The organism is Hyunsoonleella pacifica (genome assembly GCF_004310335.1).
Taxonomy (GTDB): Bacteria; Bacteroidota; Bacteroidia; order Flavobacteriales; family Flavobacteriaceae; genus Jejuia; species Jejuia pacifica.
Map to the genome: position 1 here is coordinate 154549 of NZ_SIRS01000007.1, position 19085 is coordinate 173633.

Below are 19085 nucleotides of genomic sequence, written 5' to 3' on the forward strand. Positions count from 1 at the left end.
TATTTTTTTAAAAATCTAAATTAAAACCGAAGTTAAATCGAGCCAAATTAGGATAATCTCCTCTAAATCTAGAATCAGCAGTAAGGCTACTATTAAATTCTCTATCGTCTGGTAAGTCTGTCCATAAAAACAAATTATTACCATTAGCAAAAATACTTAAACCTTTAACACCTAATTTCTCGCAAGTCTTCTTAGGCACTGTATAATTTAAAGCAATAGCTCTTAGTCTTGTTAACGAACCAGACCAAAAGTTTCGTCTAGGATCACTAGCGCCTTGATCAAAAGAAAAGGTTGGTTGCGTTCGTGTACCTGTTGGATTATCTTTTGTCCAATACCCTAACTCGTGTGCAAAAAATGTATCTGTTTGATTCGTAAAAGTTCTACTAAGATAATCTCTATTTGAGTTTTGAGCACCATAAAACTGTACAGACAATTTCCATCCTTTATATTTTGCTCCTACAGTAGCTGCCCATGTTCTTTGCGGTCTCGTTGGAAATCCAAATGGAATATTATCAAAATTAGCGTTATAAACACCATCGCCATCATAATCATGTAAATTATAGTATCCTGTACGTATAAAACTTTGTCCGTTAACTCTAGGTGTTGAACTATAAAGATCATCTAAACTAGCAAGTATATTACCAGGGATGGCAGATCTAGGTTGACCGATAGGATAACCTGCAGCTTTTTGCCAAAATGGGCGAAATTCAGGATCTTCTCTATCTATCACTAAATCTTTTGCTTGCGTGTAATTAACATTACCAAAAATATTTAATCCGTTTCCAAAGGTATGATTTGCAGATAACACAAGTTCAAAACCTCGCACCTCTACTTTTCCTCTATTAAAGGCTGGAGGTCTAGCACCAAACCATTCTGGTACAGCTCTATCATCACTTTGTATCAAAATGTCACTTCGATTTTCTCCATAAAAATCAAACTCTGCACTAATTGCGTTATTAAACAAACCTATTTCTGCACCAAAATTATATTTTATAGCAGTTTCCCATTGAAGGTTAGGGTTACCAACATTTTCTTCTCTGTAAAACACATATCGATCTTCTGCTATATTAGACTGATCCGGATTTATAAATGCGCCTCCTCCAATACTGAAGGTTGGTAGATATTCAAATCTTCTTCCTGCTTGATCATCACCAATTAAACCATAAGATCCTCTGATTTTAAGTTTATTTACCCAATCAACATTCTCCATAAATGCTTCATTAGATACCGTCCAACCTGCTCCAATTGCAGGAAAAAGGTCGAAACGGAAGTCTGGACCATACTTTTCAGATCCATTATATGCGCCACTAATATCCAGGAAATATCTCTTATCGTAATCGTAAGTTATCCTTGATGCCCAATCTTCACGGAGTGTTAAAAAACCATTACCTCTACCACGCTCTTGACGTCTTGCCAATAACAACCCTGTAACTGTGTGCTTTTCTGCAAAAGTATTACTATAATTAAAAGAGAAATCATATAATAAATTACGAACAATAGTCCCGTTTTGAATTGCTTCAGCTTCAAGCCTCCATGGAAATGGTACAAAACCAAAGTCATTCACACCATCTGGAGATTCAATAATCTCATTTAAAAAGCGATCATAAACACGATATGTTACATTTTCTTGTCCATCAGCTCCAGGATCTAGAAGTCTCTGTCTACTTTGAGAACTATTATCTAATGAAAAACGCCCTTGAAATGACAAGCCTTTTGTAATAAAATCTAATTTTTGCTTTAAAATAAAATCAGTATTGATTTGAAAAGTTCTTGTAGTTGTATAACCTGTATTTGTTAAGGTTACTAAAGGATTAGTATTTGCAAAAACATCTTGAAGATCCCTACCAAAGGCACCATCAGGAAAAACAGGAGTATAAGCATTTGCTGCAAGCTCATAAATGGAGTTTGTTACCAAATTTAAGCTACCAGGTGTTTGTTGAATAGCATAAAATCCTCCTAAATTTACCGAAAACTCAGTAGTATTAGTAATATCGAAGTCTATATTACTACGAAAGTTAAACCTATCGTAACTAAATTCACTTTCATAACCTTTACCATTATCAAAGCTAGCACCATCAAAAATATCAGATACTTTTTGATATGCTAAACTACCAAAATATCTAGATTTATCACCACCTCCACGTACAGATAAATTAACACGATAATCTTGTGCCATATCTTTCAAAAGCACATCTTCCCAATCTACATTAGGAAACAATAGCCTTTCCTCTTCATTTGCAGGATTTCTATAATTATCAGCAATCTCTATTGGTCTAAAAGCTAGCCAAGAAGCTTCCTCATGAGGAAGTTCACGTAATATAGAAGAGTTTGCTTCTAAGATAGCACTATAAGCATCTAACTTTTCTGGTAATCTAGATACTGTTTTTAAAGTTGTATTAGCCTGTAACGACAATTGTGCCTTACCTTTCTTACCTCTTTTTGTAGTAATTAATATAACACCATTTGCACCCTGTACACCAAAAACTGCTGTGGCTGATGCATCTTTTAAAACCGACAGGTTTTCAATATCGTTAAAATCAATATTATCTAAATCTCTAGGAACACCATCTACAAGGATTAAAGGACCACCTGTACCATTAAATGTAGCTAAACCACGAACAAAAATTTGCACATCGTTACGGCCTGGTACACCACTACCTTGTATTGTAGTAACTCCAGGTAAATTACCTTGAAGTGCCTCTGCTACATTTGTGATACCTGAAGTTAATTCCTGTAAATCTTCTCCTTTTATTTGAGTGATAGCTGCTACAACACTTTCTTTCTTTTGAGTACCATAACCTACTACTACTACTTCATCTAAACCTTCAACATCTTCTTCTATAACAACATTGACACTAGTTTTGCCACTAACATCAACTTCTTTTGTTTTATAACCGATATAAGAAAAAACTAACACTTTACTTCCAGCTCTTAAAGTTATGTTGTATTCTCCATCAAAATCGGTAACGGCACCATTGTTTGTACCCTTTTGTAGAACGTTTACCCCTGGAATTGGAAATCCATCAGAACCAGTAACCGTTCCTGAAATCCTTTCCTGAGCTTGAGCTCCAATACTTGTATAACTGGAAAAGACCAGTGTAAGCATTAGTACAAACCCAAAGACAGGAAATTGTCTCTTAAATTTTTGTTTCATTTTGAGTTTAAGTTTTAACATTTAAATTGTTTTATTTAGTTTACATATTCAAATACCAAATGAAGTAATTTTAGTCTTAAATATATGTTAACAATTTTACAACATATTAGCAGCTTAACTATCCTGTACTATACTGTAACGCAAAGTATTCAGGTAATCAAAAAGCACATAATAGACACAAGATTAATACCTTACTGGAACAATTAGTTTTACACAACTCAATATTGCTTTGATAATTTTAGAAGCAGGTTAATACCTAAAAAACATAACCTAAATAACTCAATATTTATCTTTATTTAAACAGAACAATATTAGTTTAACATATAGTATTGAGCAAAATGAAAAAAAACTAGAACGCTCTTCGTATTATAATCTTAATACAACTACTTGGGAGTACTCAATATACTTACTTAGTTTCTGAAATTTATCAAAGAATAGATTAAGTCAATAATTTAAGCTCTAGTATCTATCTAAGAAAAATGAAGAACTAGTTTAAATTTCTAATATTTTCAATAATGATAATAATTATAAATCAAAAAGTCTTGGTAACCACATTGATATTTCTGGAATATAAGTAATTAAAAATAATACTATTACCATTATAAGTAAAAATGGTAACAAGGGTTTAACTACCTGAGATACTGAGACTTTGGCAATACCGCTTCCTACAAAGAGAATAGTTCCTACAGGTGGTGTACACAAACCAATACACAGATTAAGCACTAACACAATACCAAAATGAACAGGATCCATACCTAAAGCCATAACTACAGGTAAGAAAATAGGTGTAAAAATTAACACAGCTGGTGTCATATCCATAAACGTTCCTATAATTAATAGTGTTAGGTTAATAACTAAGAAAATAGCAAACTTGCTGCTAAATTGCTCTAACAAAAAGTTACTCATTAGTGCTGGAATACTTTCAAAAGAAAACAACCAACTCATAGCCATAGATGTACAGATTAAAAACATAACCACAGCCGTTGTTTTAGCACTGTTAAGTAGAATATTTGGAAAATTTTTAATAGTAACATCTTTATAAATAAGTGCCAGTATAGCAGCATATAAAACAGCTATAACAGAAGCTTCTGTAGCTGTAAAAACACCTGCAACAATACCTCCAACTACAATTACTAACATTAATAAGCTAAAAAATGCTTTTCTAAAATGGCTCCACACCTCTCTTAATGTAGCACGTTGGCCTTTTGCAAATTTACGTTTTATGGCTACAAAAACGATATATCCAATAAGTGCTAAACCTAACAAAATACCTGGTAAGTAACCAGCAATAAACAAAGCCGCTACAGATGCAGTTCCACCACTAGCTAAGGCATAAACAATCAATATATTACTTGGCGGAATTAACAAACCTGTTGTAGATGATGTAATATTAACTGAAGCACTAAACTCTCTTGGATAACCTTCTTCTTCCATTCTATCCGTCATAATACTACCAATTGCAGATGTAGCAGCAATAGCACTACCTGAAATTGCTCCAAATAGCATTGACGCTAAAACGTTTACATAAGCTAACCCTCCTGGTAAACTAGCTACCAACGATTTTGCAAAATTTATAAGCCGATTAGCTATACCTCCTTGTTTCATTATTTCTCCTGCCAAAACAAAAAATGGTATGGCTAAAAGCGCAAAACTATCAATACCAGTAGTCATACGCTGTGCTATTGTAGTTAAGCCTGGTAACTTATCTATATTTAATAACAAACTCAATGTTGTTGAAATACCAATACTATAAGCTACTGGTACTTTAAGCATCAATAAAACAAAAAAACTAGCAAATAAAACGATAATACTTATTACTTCAATACTCATAATTAGTCTGTTATTTGATTTTTTGAAATTTGAGTCATGTGTATAATAGAAAACCACATAATTAATAGCCCACTAACTGGTAAAATGGCATAGATATAACCTAAAGGAATACGTAATGTGCCCGATAATTGTCCTAGGTGTAATGTAGTATATACTAAATTAAACCCACCTATTACCATAACAATTAAAGCAAATAAAAAGATAAACACTTCAATAAGAATAGATACCTTCTTTTTTGTTTTATCTGAAAACTTACTATACAGAAAATCCATAGATAGGTGCTCTCGTTTTGCATTTAGATATGCCGCACCAAGAATTGACATCCATATTAACGAAAATCTAGCTAACTCTTCCGTCCACGAAAAAGAAGCTTTTAATACATATCTTGAAAACACTTGAAATAACACATCAAATACAAGAAGTGTGAATATGATAATTAAGAATACTTCCATAAACTTAACCACTTTGCTAAAAACAGATTTAGATGCACTCATAATTTTAATTCGATTTAATATCCTTAACCAGTTGAATAAGTTCTGGATGCTCTTTCTTAAATTCTTCTAAAACTGATTTAGATTGTTCTGCAAACAACGACTTTTCAGGTATTATTATTTCTACACCAGCTTCTTTGGCGATTTTCATACTTTCATCAACCGATGCTTTCCAAAATTTCTTTTGAGCTTGGGCAGACTCATTAGCTGCTTCTTGCACCCATGTTTTTTCTTGTTCTGATAGTTTTTCCCATTGTTTTGTACCTATAAGTAAAACGTCTGGTACTGAGGAATGTTCATCTAATGTGTAATACTTACTAATTTCATAGTGATTAGATGACACAAATGAAGGTGGGTTATTTTCAGCTCCATCAACAACTCCCTGTTGTATAGCAGTATAAAGTTCTCCGTAAGCCATTGGCGTAGCAGCTCCTCCTAATGAGTTTACCATATTAATAGCCATTTGGTTATTCATTACACGAATCTTCAATCCTTTTAAATCTTCTGGAGTTCTAACGGCTTTGTTAGATGTATAAAAACTACGGCTTCCTGCATCATAATAACATAAACCGCGAAGCCAAAACTTTTCGCCTTTTTCTAAGATAGATTTACCAACTGGCCCTTCTAAAACATCAAACATATGTTGCTTGTCTCTAAATAAGTAAGGTATTCCCAGTACATGATATTCTGGTACAAAATTAGACAATGTAGCTGCACTTACTTTTGTAATTGCCACGCTACCTATTTGTAAAAGTTCTAGAACTTCACGCTCTGAACCTAATTGGGCATCAGGAAATATTTTGATAGTTAAATCACCATTAGATTTCTCGTTTAATATCTTTTGAAATTCTACTATACCTTTATGAACTGGATGTGTTTGTGGTAAGGTATGTGCTAAGTAAAGTACTTTTTCATTTTCATCCTTTTTACAGGACAAAACAACTAAAAAAAGTAAACAGATTGCCAGTGTTTTTTTCATGTCTTATTTATTTTCGGTAATATCAAAACCGAAGTAGTTTTTTGCATTATAATAACATATATCTTGTACCATTTTACCTAGAAATTCTATATCGTTTGGCACAAGTCCTTGCTTAACATCTTCTCCTATAATATTGCATAATATACGTCTAAAATATTCATGTCTTGTGAAAGATAAAAAACTCCTACTATCTGTAAGCATACCTACAAAACGACTTAGAAGCCCCATATTAGACAAACAGTTTATCTGTTTTTCCATACCATCTTTTTGGTCTAAAAACCACCAACCAGAACCCCATTGCATTTTACCTGGGACTCCTCCTTCATTATAATTTCCCATCATAGTAGCAAACACTTCGTTCTGTGATGGATTTAAATTATACGAGATTGTTTTTGCCAATTGATTTGTACTATCTAATCTATTAAATAGTCTAGACATAGCTTTTGCTGCTGGAAAATCTCCAATAGAATCTACCCCTGCATCTAAACCTATTTGATTTAACAACCTGTCGTTATTATTTCTTATAGCACCTACATGAAACTGCTGTGTCCATCTTTTTTTATGGTACATTTTACACAACTTATCTAAGACACATGATGCATATACCTTAACGTCGTTATTTGAAATATCACTTCCAGATAAGCGTTTCTTAAATATATCATCTGCTTCAGCTTCGGTAAAATCTGTAGCATAAATTTCTTCCATACCATAATCTGATAATCGACATCCTGCTTCATCGAAATATTCAACTCTCTTTTCAATAGCTTTAATTAAATCTTCTAAAGAGGTAATAGGAAATCCAACACAAGTAGATAGTTTATTGATATATGTTATAAAATTTTCTTTTTTTATAAATAGCAGGGCATCTGGTCTAAAGGTTGGAAACACTTTGGTATAAAAATCTTTTTCAGCTATCTCTTTATGATATTTTAAATCATCAATAGGGTCGTCTGTAGTACAGATAACCTCAACTTTCATATCTTCTAGTAATTGTGCTGGCGTTTTACTTTCTAGAGTTTCATTAGCTTTAACATAAATATCTTCGGCTGTACTAGGTTGCAAAACATCATCAATACTAAAATAACGTTTAAGTTCTAAATGTGTCCAATGAAACAAAGGGTTCCTTAAGGTATAAGGTACAGTTTCTGCCCATTTTAAAAACTTTTCTTTTTTTGAAGTTGCAGAACCTGTGATAAAAATCTCTTCGATACCATTGGCTCGCATTGCCCTCCATTTATAATGATCTCCCTCTAACCAAGCATCTGTTATGTTTTTAACAGGTTGGTTTTCGGCAATTTTTTGTGGCGATAAATGATTGTGATAATCAATAATTGGTAAATCCTTAGCATACTCATGATATAATTTTTCTGCTATATCGGATTGTAATATAAAATTATCAGTTATAAATTTAGTTGATTTCATTTATTACTTATTTCAAACTAACCTCTAGTGGGTTATTTACTTTTTGCGTGAATGTTTCTAAATAATTATTCCATGACTCTTTAGAGGTAAATGTCTTAGCTTTTTTCCAACCAAAACCAGCATAATAAACAACTTTACCCTCATTTACCTTAACGCTAGTATATAAATTACTCCAGTCTTTAACTGAGGTTTCAAATAATTGAGTAGATATCATATTACCATTTGGCACTACTATAGCTGTTCCTAATTCAGAATCTCCGTGTGGTTCCCAATAAGAAATATAGCCTACTTCCTTATTTTGAGTTGCTTCACCATCTTTTTCATGTAAAGTTAAACCTGTATAAATATTATCTATTCCAGATATCTCTACTTCAAATCTAGATAAGTTGCTTCCATAATCTAAAGAGATATGCTTTATTTCTGAAATAGCAACACCATTTGCATCCCAATCAGCATATTCTAATATAAAACTAGTTCTTATAGGGCCAGTGGTAATCGTTTTCCATTTTATAAAATTCTTAGACACATAATATGTAGTATCAATTTTTGCAGCTATACCTCCTACACCTCTACTAACTCCTACATGAAAATTATCTAAGCCTTCTCCATGATCTTCATGATAAGCACCTTTTTTCTCATCATTTCTTTTGTACCATTTATTAATAATAGGAAATTCTACACGCTTTAACCATGCATCAATACCACTGGATAGTGTACCGCCTTTAACACCATTCTCTACCATTTTTTGTGCTACAGGTCCAAAGGTTCTAAAAGCTACTTTATTGTTTTCCCAAGCATAATCATCTGTTCGTTCTGGAACAAATCTAGAATAACAATATTCCTCCACCTTTGGTTTAGATGATGGTTCAATTTGTAATAGTTCAAATTGTTTTTCTGAATTTGCCTCTATTTCAACTTGAAATAGTAGTATATCAATATTTCCATCTAAGTCTTCATCGACTAATTGAGATACTAATACTTCTCCAGTTTCAACATCTACAACACCAATACCTTCAATGCTTTCGCCTTGTGATAAAATGATATCTGAAAGATTTAACTCAACAGTTTCAAAACTCCTTGAGATATCCAAAGAATTTTTTACAGTAATAATTTGCCCTGACTTATTTTCACAATTAAAAAATATGAAACATGAAAGCAGTAAAATAGATATTGATAGTGTTTTCATCTGTTAGTATATATTATTTTTAATGGCTAAATACATGTGATACGTTCACAATGCATTATTTCTAGACATTTTATATTAATCTTCGTTTGATGGTTTTCCTATAGTTGCTAAAATACCACCATCTACATATACTACTTGACCATTTACAAAGTCACTAGCTTTAGATGATAAAAATATGGCTGCTCCAGCTAAATCGTCTGGGTCTCCCCATTTTGCTGCTGGTGTTCTATTTACGATAAAATCATTAAATGGATGTCCGTCTACACGAATAGGTGCTGTTTGCGATGTGGCAAAATATCCTGGTCCTATACCGTTTACTTGAATATTGTGTTTTGCCCACTCTGTAGCCATATTTTGTGTAAGCATTTTTAACCCACCTTTTGCAGCTGCATAAGCACCAACACTGTTTCGTCCTAACTCACTCATCATAGAGCAGATATTTATGACTTTACCTGCTTTTCGTTCTATCATTGCTGGCACGACATGTTTAGACACAATAAAGGGACTTACCAAATCTACATCTATGACCTGTTTAAAATCTGACACCTCCATTTCAATAAGCGGTGTTCTTTTGATGATACCTGCATTATTGATTAATATATCAATATGTCCTACTTCTTCTTGAATTTTTGCTACTGCCGCAATTACTTCAGCTTCATTAGTAACATTAAATTTACAACCAACAGCATTAATACCTTCACTTTTGTATTCTGCTACTGCTTTATCTATCTTTTCTTGAGAAGAGTTTCCATTAACAACTATAGTTGCTCCTGCTAAACCTAAGCCCCTTGCCATAGCCATACCAAGACCATGAGTGCTTCCTGTTACTAAGGCTATTTTGCCTTTTACATCAAATAACGACATACTCATAACTTATCTTAAATCTGTTATTTTAGCAACATCCATATCTCCATAGTCTAAATTCTCTCCTGCCATACCCCAAATAAATGTGTAGTTTGATGTACCTGAACCTGAATGAATAGACCATGGTGGAGAAATTACTGCTTCGTGATTTTGCATCCAGATATGTCGTGTTTCTTGTGGCTGCCCCATAAAATGACATACCGCTTGTTCATCCATAATATCTAAATAATAGTAAATCTCCATTCTTCTATCGTGAACATGCGCTGGCATTGTATTCCAAACAGAACCTGTTTTAAGTTCCGTCATTCCCATTTGTAATTGACAAGTGGTTACAATCCCTCCTATAATCATTTGACTTACGGTTCTATGATTGGCAGTTTCTAAACTTCCCAATTCAATTTTATTAGCATCAACTTTAGCCACATGCTTTGTTGGATATGCTGTGTGAGCTGGTGCTGAATTCATATAAAACTTTGCTGGTTTGTTTGAATCATCGCTTTTAAAAACAACATCCTTTACACCTTTACCTAGATATAGCGCATCTTTATGAGCCATAGCAAATTCTTCTCCATCTGCTATAACAGTTCCTGCCCCTCCAGCGTTAATAATCCCCATTTCTCTTCTTTCTAAAAAGAATTCAGATTTTAAGGGGTCTATTGTTTCTAAAGATAAAGCTTCAGCTATTGGCATTGCTCCACCTGCCATATATCTATCGTAATGTGTGTAAACCCATTTGATGTTATCGCCTTGCATTAAATCAGGAATTAAAAACTCATCTCTTAACTCTTGTGTATCGTATTTTTTTACCGCCTGTGGGCTCGATGCGTATCGTGTTTCGTACTTTGTACTCATAACTCTAGTGATTATCGTTTATATAATGTGTTTTAGTCCGTATTCTAAACCGCGTATCTCAGCTAAGCCTCTTAACCTACCAATACCTGAATATCCTGGATTGGTTTTCTTATTTAAGTCATCTAACATTTGATGCCCGTGGTCTGGCCTTACAGGTATTGCGGCATCTGCCATACCTTCAGCTTTACGCCGTTTTTCTTCTTCTAAAATCACTTTAACAACAGCGTACATATCTACATCGCCATCTAAGTGATCTGCTTCATAAAAATTACCTGCTTCGTCACGTTTTGTACTTCGCAAATGCAAGAAATGCGTTCTATCAGCAAAACGCTTAAAAATATTTACCAAATTGTTATCTTCTCTAACACCTAAAGATCCCGTACAAAATGTAATACCATTGGCACGATCTGGAACATTATCAAATAAATAGGCGTAATCTTCTTCTGTACTTACAACTCTTGGTAGTCCTAAAATTGGATAAGGTGGATCGTCTGGATGTATACACATCAATACATTATTTTGCGACGCTACTGGTATAATTTCTTTTAAAAACTCCACCAAATTATCTCGTAATGTTTGTGCATCAACATCTTTGTAAGTATCTAAAATATCTTGAAACTGTTCTAAAGTATAGCCTTCTTCAGCACCTGGTAAACCTGCTATAATATTATTTACCAATTTGGTTTTTTCATCTTCAGCTAAACCTTCTACATAAGCTTTAGCTGCTTTTTGTTGTGCTTCTGTATAAGCTTCTTCAGCCCCAGGACGTTTTAATAAAAACAACTCAAATGCTGCAAAAGCAATTACATCAAAACGTAATGCTTCTGAACCGTCTTCTACTTTAAATGCTAAATCTGTTCTTGTCCAGTCTAATACTGGCATAAAATTATAACATACAATGTTTACACCACACTTTGCTAAATTTTCTATACTAGTCTTATATCTATCTATATAAGTTTTAAAATCTCCTGAACGGGTTTTAATATTTTCGTGTACTGGTATACTTTCTACAACACTCCAAGTTAAGCCTGCATCTTCTATAATGTCTTTTCTTTTTTGTATTTCCTCTACAGTCCATACTTGGCCGTTAGGTATATGATGTAATGCAGAAACAACGCCTGTTGCACCCGCTTGCTTTACATCTGATAAAGATACGGGATCATTTGGTCCGTACCATCTCCATGTTTGCTCCATTTTTTATTGTTTACTTTTTTGTAAATTCTTGCATCAATTCAGTAACCAATTTGCCATCTTCAACTGGACATGGGTTACTTCGTTTTCCTAGAAAATAATTAACCGTTTCTTGTATCATTGGCTGTTGAATATTTTCTGGGTTTTTAAATTCGAAAGTTCTATTTATTTTATTTGAATTTAGTACTAGTTTATCTTCATAAAATGAAATTTCAATTGTTCCACTTTCCCCATAAATTGTACAGCGATCTTCTTCTAAGTATTCTGGAATTGCAAAAGACCACATTCCTCTAAATTGAATCCCATTGTGAAAATCGATAATACCATTAACAGTATCATCAACATTGTTAATTTTTGATTGATTAACAGCCAAACCTCTTGCTCTTTTGTAATTACCAAAGAAATAATACATTAAATCTATTTGATGAGGCGCTATGTCATGAAAATACCCTCCTCCTGACACTTCTTCATCCAATCTCCATGTAGCTTTATCATTAAAATTATATGGTTGCAAAAATCTTAGATCTACAAATTTCATATCCCCAATAGCATCTGAGTCAATTAACTCTTTTACCTTACTATACATTGGTAAAAATCTACGATAATGTGCTACTACTAATTTTTGACTACTATTACTAACCGCCTCTTCTAATTGAGTCGCTTCAGCAATACTTAGTACCATTGGTTTTTCTATGTATACATTTTTACCAGCTGCTAATGCTTTTAATGCATACTCTAAATGTGTTGATGGAGGTGTTGCTATATAAACCGCATTAATGCTTGGATTTGCTAAAAGTTCATTCGCATCACTATACCAAAAAGGCACATTATGACGCTTAGCAAAGTCTTCTGCCAAACTAGCATCCCGTCTCATTACGGCAAGTAATGTAGAGTTTTCGCATTTTTGAAATGCAGGTCCACTTTTAACTTCTGCTACATCACCACAGCCAATTATTCCCCAAATAATAGAATCGTTAATCACTTACGAATTATTAGAATTTTAAATTAAACACCACTATATGCACTAAACCCTCCGTCTATAGGAACAACCACTCCTGTAACAAATGAAGCACCTTCCCCACATAACCATAGTGTGGTTCCTATTAAATCTTCAGGCTCTCCAAATTTACCCATAGGGGTTTGGTCTATAATTTGATTTCCACGTGGGGTTAAACTACCATCTGTATTTGTTAATAAAGATCTATTTTGATCTGTTAAGAAAAAACCTGGCGCCAATGCATTTACTCTTATTCCTACTTTTGAAAAGTGAACAGCTAACCACTGCGTAAAATTAGATATTGCTGCCTTTGCTCCACTGTAAGCAGGAATCTTAGTTAAAGGTGTAAAAGCATTCATAGATGAAATATTTAATATACTACAGCCTTCTTTCCCTATCATATCTTCAGCAAAAACTTGAGTAGGCAATAAAGTACCTATAAAATTAAGGTCAAACACAAACTTGATTCCATTAGTATCTAAATCAAAAAATGTTTTAAATCCTTCTGCCTTATTTTCTAAATCACTTTCTAAAAGATGTGTATTTGAAGTGGTGCCAAGCGGATGGTTTCCACCAGCTCCATTAATAAGAATATCGCAATCTCCAAAAGCATCATTAACTTCTTTTTTAGCACTTTGCAATGACTCCTTTTCTAGAACATTAGCCGCAACTCCAATGGCCTTTCCTCCATCTGCTTTAATTACATTTGCTATTTCATCTGCCGCTTCCTTTCTAAGATCTAATAATGCTACATTATGTCCTTGCTTTGCAAGTGCCTTTGCTAATGTTCCACAAAGCACTCCTCCTGCACCTGTTAAAACTATTGTTTTACTCATTAAGTTATGGTTTGATCAGTTATTTATTTAATATATATAAGATTAATTTTTACTATCATGTTAAAACCTCAGAACAAAAAAAAGCATTACTTAGTAATTTATTTTAAACACTCCAAAAATTGTACTATTTCCTACTTCTTTTGTACTTCTAAACACTATGAATACACCTGTAATTAAAAGTGCTATACCTACCAACAAAAATAATTAAGAATACAAATGAACCTGTCCTGCTCTGTCCTGCTTCGCAATATATTAAAACATCTTTATTACAACAAGGTTAGAGATAATAATATTCTAGAAAAAATCAATGAGAAAATGATTTTACAAAGAGTCTCTTACTATTAATTTTGTTGGTAAAAACTTTCTAATAATCTTATCACTTTTTACAAACTCAGCTGCTATAGCTCCAAATTCTTTAAAATCAATTGATACTACAGATATACCCTTATATATAAATCTCTTAATTGGTGTTTCATTATATGAGAGTAAACCAACATCTTTACCAAGTTCTAAATCTTCTGTAATACATTGATCAAGTAAATTATATAACATTCTATCGTTAACCGTAATGTACGCAGTATGTTTTTCCACTTTTAAATCTCTTGAATTTTTTGTTACACTACATTTTATATTGTATGCATTACAAAATTTTTTAAAATACTCCACGCTCTCCCATGGATGATAGGTATACTCTGGATAAATAAAATTAATCTCTTTATACTTTCTAAATAGATGTAATCCTTGCTCTAAACAGTTGTAAAATCCTTGTCCAAAATCTTGAAGAAGATAATTTTTTGTTTTTTCAGATCCTAAATCCCAATCTATCAACAAAAGTCTATCTCTATTAATTTTAGATATAGCTCTTTTAACTTCGGGATGATCAAACCCCATAATAATATATTTATAGTATTCACCTTCCTCTGTATCAAGCATTGACTTAAAGTTCTTTACATTATAATGATGAAATTGAAAGTCAACAATTACATTACTAGGCAAATTCTGCATAAATGAGTGATATAACACCTCTTTGTAAGCTTTAAAAGTACTTATAAGTAAAAGCACTTTTATTTTGCTATCTGCTATGTAGTATCCTTTATTTGGCGTAGATTTTATAAAACCTTTTTGTTTTAATAACGTATAGGCCTTAAAAACAGTATCTCTAGACAGATTGTAATCTTTACTAAACTCATTTATAGATGGTATACTATCTCCTGGTTTAAAAGCATTTGTCTCAATCGATTCTTTAAATGCGTTAAATATTTTTTTATACTTAGGAATATCATTATTGCCTATATTTTTCAGCCTTAGTTTGCTGTCAACCATGGTTCAATTACTTTAAGAAAACGCTTGTTAAATAACAACAAACGGAATATCAGATTAGTTAGAAAATCCTTTAAAATTAAAGGACATAATACAAATTAACATCAATAAAACAAACAACTGTCCTGCTGTGTCTGGTAATTATACTTCTAAAACGCATCTCTCTTTAAATAATTCCTTGTATTTTCCAATACTGCTAACTTAGTTTATCTCACTATTTTTGAGCTATTGATATTTACTTTAAATAATGTAAGTTTTAAACTATAGTATTATAAGAATAATAAAATTTTTATCAATACATTTTATTTTTTTTATACTCTTATACAATATTGTATTTTTTATCCTACAACACACATCAAACAATAACTAATTAATTGATTTACAGTAATAAAAAACAAAATCTAACAGCTAAAAAACAAAATTTTATATAAGAAAATTAATTTTAAAAATGTATTTCATCGATTTTTTTTACCTTTCATGGATTTTTGAGTTATAAAATACTATATTAGCCCCCTATAATTCATTAACCCCTAAATCTGATGAAAAAAACTACCTACCAGAAAATTGTTTTGCTAGCAATTTTCAATTTACTTATTAATTATGGTTTCTCTCAGGTAATAAATCAAACGCCAAAAAGAATCTCCATACCAAACCCTTCAGTTAGCACATTACAAAATATCCAAAAGGCTGGAATAGCCTTGTCCTGCGGACCTAAGTTCGTTAACAACAACTTACAAATGGAACTTAGTTACGCTGAATTACAGCTATTAGACAACCAAGGTATTTCCTATAATATTTTAATCGATGACCTTACTACTTACTATAGTGAAAGAAATGCAATTGACTTACCAATTGCTCAGGCTGAACTAAGACGATCCCAACAGATCGCAGCTCAAAAGAGGGCAAGCAAAACGTTAAGCAAAAAGAGTAGCTTAGTTGATAACCCAACACAACATGATGATTGTGAAGAAATTGATTGGATAGAGCCTACAAACTTTAAGTTAGGTAGCATGGGTGGAGCATTAACGTTAAGTGAGGCTTATGCTGAATTAGATTTGATGCGTAGTATGTATCCAAATTTAATATCTGTAAGAACAGATGCTTCTACTTCAGGAATTGTAACTCACGGAAATTCTACTGGTAGTACAACATGGGCTGGACAACCTGTGTACTATGTTAGAATTTCAGATAACCCTGATACAGATGAAGCAAATGAGCCTGAAACACTAATTACTGGTGCAATGCATGCTCGTGAAATAAGTAGTGTTATGAACACTTTCTATTTTATGTGGTACATTTTAGAAAATTATGATACTGACCCATTCATAAAAAATATTGTTGATAATCAAGAAATTTACATCATGCCTATTAGTAATCCTGATGGCTATCGTTGGAATGAGGTTATAGCCCCATCTGGTGGAGGATTACAACGTAAAAATCTAAGACCTGGTGTAGCAGATAATGGTACTACAAACTCAAACAATGATGTTAGAGGCGTAGATCTAAACAGAAACTTTAACTATTACTGGGGATGGGACAATGCTGGTTCCTCACCAACAACAAGCGCTAATACCTACAGAGGACCTTCTGCAGGATCAGAGCCAGAAACACAAATTGTACAAGAATTTATAGCCGCGCATGATATTAAAGTAGCTGTAAATCATCATGGTGGTTTAAACTCCATTGTTACTTCTTCTTATAATGGTAATGCATCAGCAACTGACTCCGGAAGAGAAGATGAATATGCAAAAATATGTACTGATTTAACACATCATAATAGGTATGTTTTTGGGTCGGCACCAAACACTTTATACGAAGCCAACGGAGATGTTAACGACTGGATGCTAGGTGGACCATCTGTAACTTCTGGCGGACAAACAAGCTCAGGTTCCGGAAAAGATGTATTGGCTTTCGCTCCAGAAAATGGAGATGATTTTTGGCCTACTACTACATTGATTATAGATATCGCTAGACGTGCTTTACGTATGAATTATTTATCAGTTATTCACTCTGGAAAATATGCTAAATTTCACGACCTAAATACAAGTGACATATCATCTACATCAGGAAACTTAACCTTTGGTGTGGAATATTTAGGCAAGACTTACGACGATATTACACTAACGGTTACACCAGTTTCTGCAAACATTACCTCAATGAACTCTCCTTCCGTACAATCTGGATGGACAAAATTGGAGCAACGAAACTTAAATGTACCTTACACATTAGATGCGGGAATTCAACCAAATGATGAAATTGAGTTTCAGGTTACTTTAAGTAATGATGATTTTGTCATTTATCGTGCAAACTATATTAAGTATTACAAACCAAGCACACTTTTTGTAGATAATGATACTGACATCACTAATTGGACAACATCCGGAGGTACATGGGGAACAACAACGGATGCTTATATTGGTTCTACAGCGATCACTGATTCCCCTTCAGGTTCTTACACCAATAATGAAAACAAAAGCATCACTTTAAATTCAACAATAGATTTATCGTCTTCATCACGAGCAGTTGTTCAATTTTTTGCTAAATGGGATTTAGAGAGAAATTTTGACTTGGTACAGCTTGAAGCAAGTACAGATGGAGGTAGTAATTGGACTGCTTTATGTGGTAGATATAATAAACCCGCAGCTACCTTATTAACCAATTTTCATATATCAAAAACAGCCGATTCCAGAGCTATATATGGCAACTTCTTTCCTGATGTTTTAGGTGAGCACCAATCCTCTAATGGAGAGATTGTTTATGATGGTGATAGTATGGATAAATGGGTGATGGAAGAAATCCTAATTGACAATCAAGATAATAACTTCTTATTAGGACAAAGCAATGTACAATTCCGATTTAGATTCAAAACTGATGACACCAATAGAGAAGATGATTTAACAACTACTTTTGATGGTTTTATTTTTGACGATTTCAAAATTATAAATTTCCCTGTTCCTTGTGATGATACAAATCCGCCAACAAATCTAGCTGCTGATGTAGAAACCATAGGACTTTCCGGAATACTGAGTTGGGATAATATTCCATCTGCTACTTATGATGTTAGATACCGAGAAGTTGGTGCGCCATCTTGGACAACAATAACTGACGTATCTACAAATAGCTATACTATAAATGGCTTAACTAACGAAACAGATTATGAAGCTCAAGTTGCAACGCGATGCACATCTTCTACTTCTAGTTTTTCTGCATCTGTGAACTTTACCGGTACTGCATGTACTGGAACAGTTATAAATTCTTTTCCATATACACAGAATTTTGATTCTGGTATTGGAAATTGGACACAAGGAGAAAACGATGTTTCTGGAAACAACTACGAAGATTGGACATTGAATTCTGGAGGTACAACTTCACAGCAAACTGGTCCTCTTAACGATTTCACATTTCAAAATACAAGTGGTAGCACATCAGGAAATTATTTTTACACTGAAGCTACAAATGCAAATACCACGACAAACGTTGGTCAAAATGTTACAGTAACCCTTATAAGTCCATGTTTTGACTTGTCGGGATACGAGGATACTAGCTTTTCATTCTATTATCATATGTTTGATAATAATACTGGAGATATGGGAGACTTACGCGTTGAAGTAAGTTCTGACAATGGCGGTAATTGGACAATTGAAAATACTATTTCCGGACAACAACAAACAGCTCAAGGAAACCCATGGCTACAACAGACTATAGATTTAAGCGCTTATGACGGTCAAATTATTAAAATAAGATTCGCAGGAGCCACAGGAGATGGGTATAGAAGTGATATGGCTTTTGATGAATTAGCCTTAACAGCAAATGTAGGTTGTTCTAAACCTGCAGATGACGTTACAAATGCAACCATCTGTTCAGGAGAAACATATACATGGGCAGCTAATGGCCAAGATTATACAACAGCGCAATCTGGACTTACAATTACTAACGATGGATGTACAGCTGATGATGTAGTAG

The 19085-nt window shown here is 33.3% G+C and carries 13 protein-coding genes; 1 reads left to right on the forward strand and 12 read right to left on the reverse strand.

Annotated elements, in window-relative coordinates:
* Nucleotides 1–7 precede the first annotated feature (7 nt).
* From EYD46_RS16435 to EYD46_RS16490, 12 genes are all read right to left on the reverse strand, one after another.
* Nucleotides 8–3154, reverse strand: a complete 3147-nt coding sequence (locus tag EYD46_RS16435; RefSeq protein WP_165454401.1) for a SusC/RagA family TonB-linked outer membrane protein — start codon at nt 3152–3154, stop codon at nt 8–10.
* Nucleotides 3155–3679: 525 nt separating this feature from the next.
* Nucleotides 3680–4984, reverse strand: coding sequence for a TRAP transporter large permease (locus EYD46_RS16440; RefSeq protein ID WP_174719912.1), 1305 nt, complete (start codon nt 4982–4984; stop codon nt 3680–3682).
* A 2-nt stretch (nt 4985–4986) separates the two neighbouring features.
* The gene (locus EYD46_RS16445) at nt 4987–5478 is read right to left on the reverse strand and encodes a TRAP transporter small permease (RefSeq protein ID WP_130938263.1); all 492 of its coding nucleotides are present in this window, start codon (nt 5476–5478) and stop codon (nt 4987–4989) included.
* A 4-nt stretch (nt 5479–5482) separates the two neighbouring features.
* Nucleotides 5483–6454, reverse strand: a complete 972-nt coding sequence (locus EYD46_RS16450; protein WP_165454402.1) for a TRAP transporter substrate-binding protein — start codon at nt 6452–6454, stop codon at nt 5483–5485.
* 3 nt (nt 6455–6457) lie between these two features.
* Complete coding sequence (gene uxaC / locus EYD46_RS16455; protein ID WP_130938264.1) at nt 6458–7876, reverse strand: glucuronate isomerase; 1419 nt, start codon at nt 7874–7876, stop codon at nt 6458–6460.
* 7 nt (nt 7877–7883) lie between these two features.
* A complete protein-coding gene (locus EYD46_RS16460) occupies nt 7884–9062 on the reverse strand; it encodes a DUF4861 domain-containing protein (RefSeq protein ID WP_130938265.1) in 1179 nt (392 codons plus the stop codon).
* A 75-nt stretch (nt 9063–9137) separates the two neighbouring features.
* The gene (locus EYD46_RS16465) at nt 9138–9932 is read right to left on the reverse strand and encodes a gluconate 5-dehydrogenase (protein WP_165454403.1); all 795 of its coding nucleotides are present in this window, start codon (nt 9930–9932) and stop codon (nt 9138–9140) included.
* A 3-nt stretch (nt 9933–9935) separates the two neighbouring features.
* Nucleotides 9936–10778, reverse strand: a complete 843-nt coding sequence (gene kduI, locus EYD46_RS16470) for a 5-dehydro-4-deoxy-D-glucuronate isomerase (RefSeq protein ID WP_130938266.1) — start codon at nt 10776–10778, stop codon at nt 9936–9938.
* Nucleotides 10779–10796: 18 nt separating this feature from the next.
* Nucleotides 10797–11972, reverse strand: coding sequence for a mannonate dehydratase (uxuA, locus tag EYD46_RS16475; RefSeq protein WP_130938267.1), 1176 nt, complete (start codon nt 11970–11972; stop codon nt 10797–10799).
* 10 nt (nt 11973–11982) lie between these two features.
* Nucleotides 11983–12951 carry a Gfo/Idh/MocA family protein gene (locus EYD46_RS16480; protein ID WP_206662899.1) on the reverse strand — a complete coding sequence of 323 codons (969 nt, stop codon included), beginning with the start codon at nt 12949–12951 and terminating at the stop codon, nt 11983–11985.
* 23 nt (nt 12952–12974) lie between these two features.
* Entirely contained in the window at nt 12975–13802 is an 828-nt protein-coding gene (locus tag EYD46_RS16485) for an SDR family oxidoreductase (protein ID WP_130938268.1), read from the reverse strand.
* Between the two features lie 321 nt (nt 13803–14123).
* On the reverse strand, nt 14124–15125 hold the full coding sequence (locus tag EYD46_RS16490) for a GntR family transcriptional regulator (protein ID WP_130938269.1): 1002 nt from the start codon (nt 15123–15125) through the stop codon (nt 14124–14126).
* A 536-nt stretch (nt 15126–15661) separates the two neighbouring features.
* Here EYD46_RS16490 and EYD46_RS16495 point away from each other — a divergent pair.
* The coding region (locus tag EYD46_RS16495) for a M14 family zinc carboxypeptidase (RefSeq protein WP_130938270.1) at nt 15662–19085 on the forward strand (3424 nt) is incomplete at its 3' end.

Bases quoted from the DNA above. Each gene is read 5' to 3' on its own strand.
- EYD46_RS16435 (WP_165454401.1), bottom strand. From the start codon at position 3,154: ATGAAACAAAAATTTAAGAGACAATTTCCTGTCTTTGGGTTTGTACTA.
- EYD46_RS16440 (WP_174719912.1), bottom strand. From the start codon at position 4,984: ATGAGTATTGAAGTAATAAGTATTATCGTTTTATTTGCTAGTTTTTTT.
- EYD46_RS16445 (WP_130938263.1), bottom strand. From the start codon at position 5,478: ATGAGTGCATCTAAATCTGTTTTTAGCAAAGTGGTTAAGTTTATGGAA.
- EYD46_RS16450 (WP_165454402.1), bottom strand. From the start codon at position 6,454: ATGAAAAAAACACTGGCAATCTGTTTACTTTTTTTAGTTGTTTTGTCC.
- uxaC (WP_130938264.1), bottom strand. From the start codon at position 7,876: ATGAAATCAACTAAATTTATAACTGATAATTTTATATTACAATCCGAT.
- EYD46_RS16460 (WP_130938265.1), bottom strand. From the start codon at position 9,062: ATGAAAACACTATCAATATCTATTTTACTGCTTTCATGTTTCATATTT.
- EYD46_RS16465 (WP_165454403.1), bottom strand. From the start codon at position 9,932: ATGAGTATGTCGTTATTTGATGTAAAAGGCAAAATAGCCTTAGTAACA.
- kduI (WP_130938266.1), bottom strand. From the start codon at position 10,778: ATGAGTACAAAGTACGAAACACGATACGCATCGAGCCCACAGGCGGTA.
- uxuA (WP_130938267.1), bottom strand. From the start codon at position 11,972: ATGGAGCAAACATGGAGATGGTACGGACCAAATGATCCCGTATCTTTA.
- EYD46_RS16485 (WP_130938268.1), bottom strand. From the start codon at position 13,802: ATGAGTAAAACAATAGTTTTAACAGGTGCAGGAGGAGTGCTTTGTGGA.
- EYD46_RS16490 (WP_130938269.1), bottom strand. From the start codon at position 15,125: ATGGTTGACAGCAAACTAAGGCTGAAAAATATAGGCAATAATGATATT.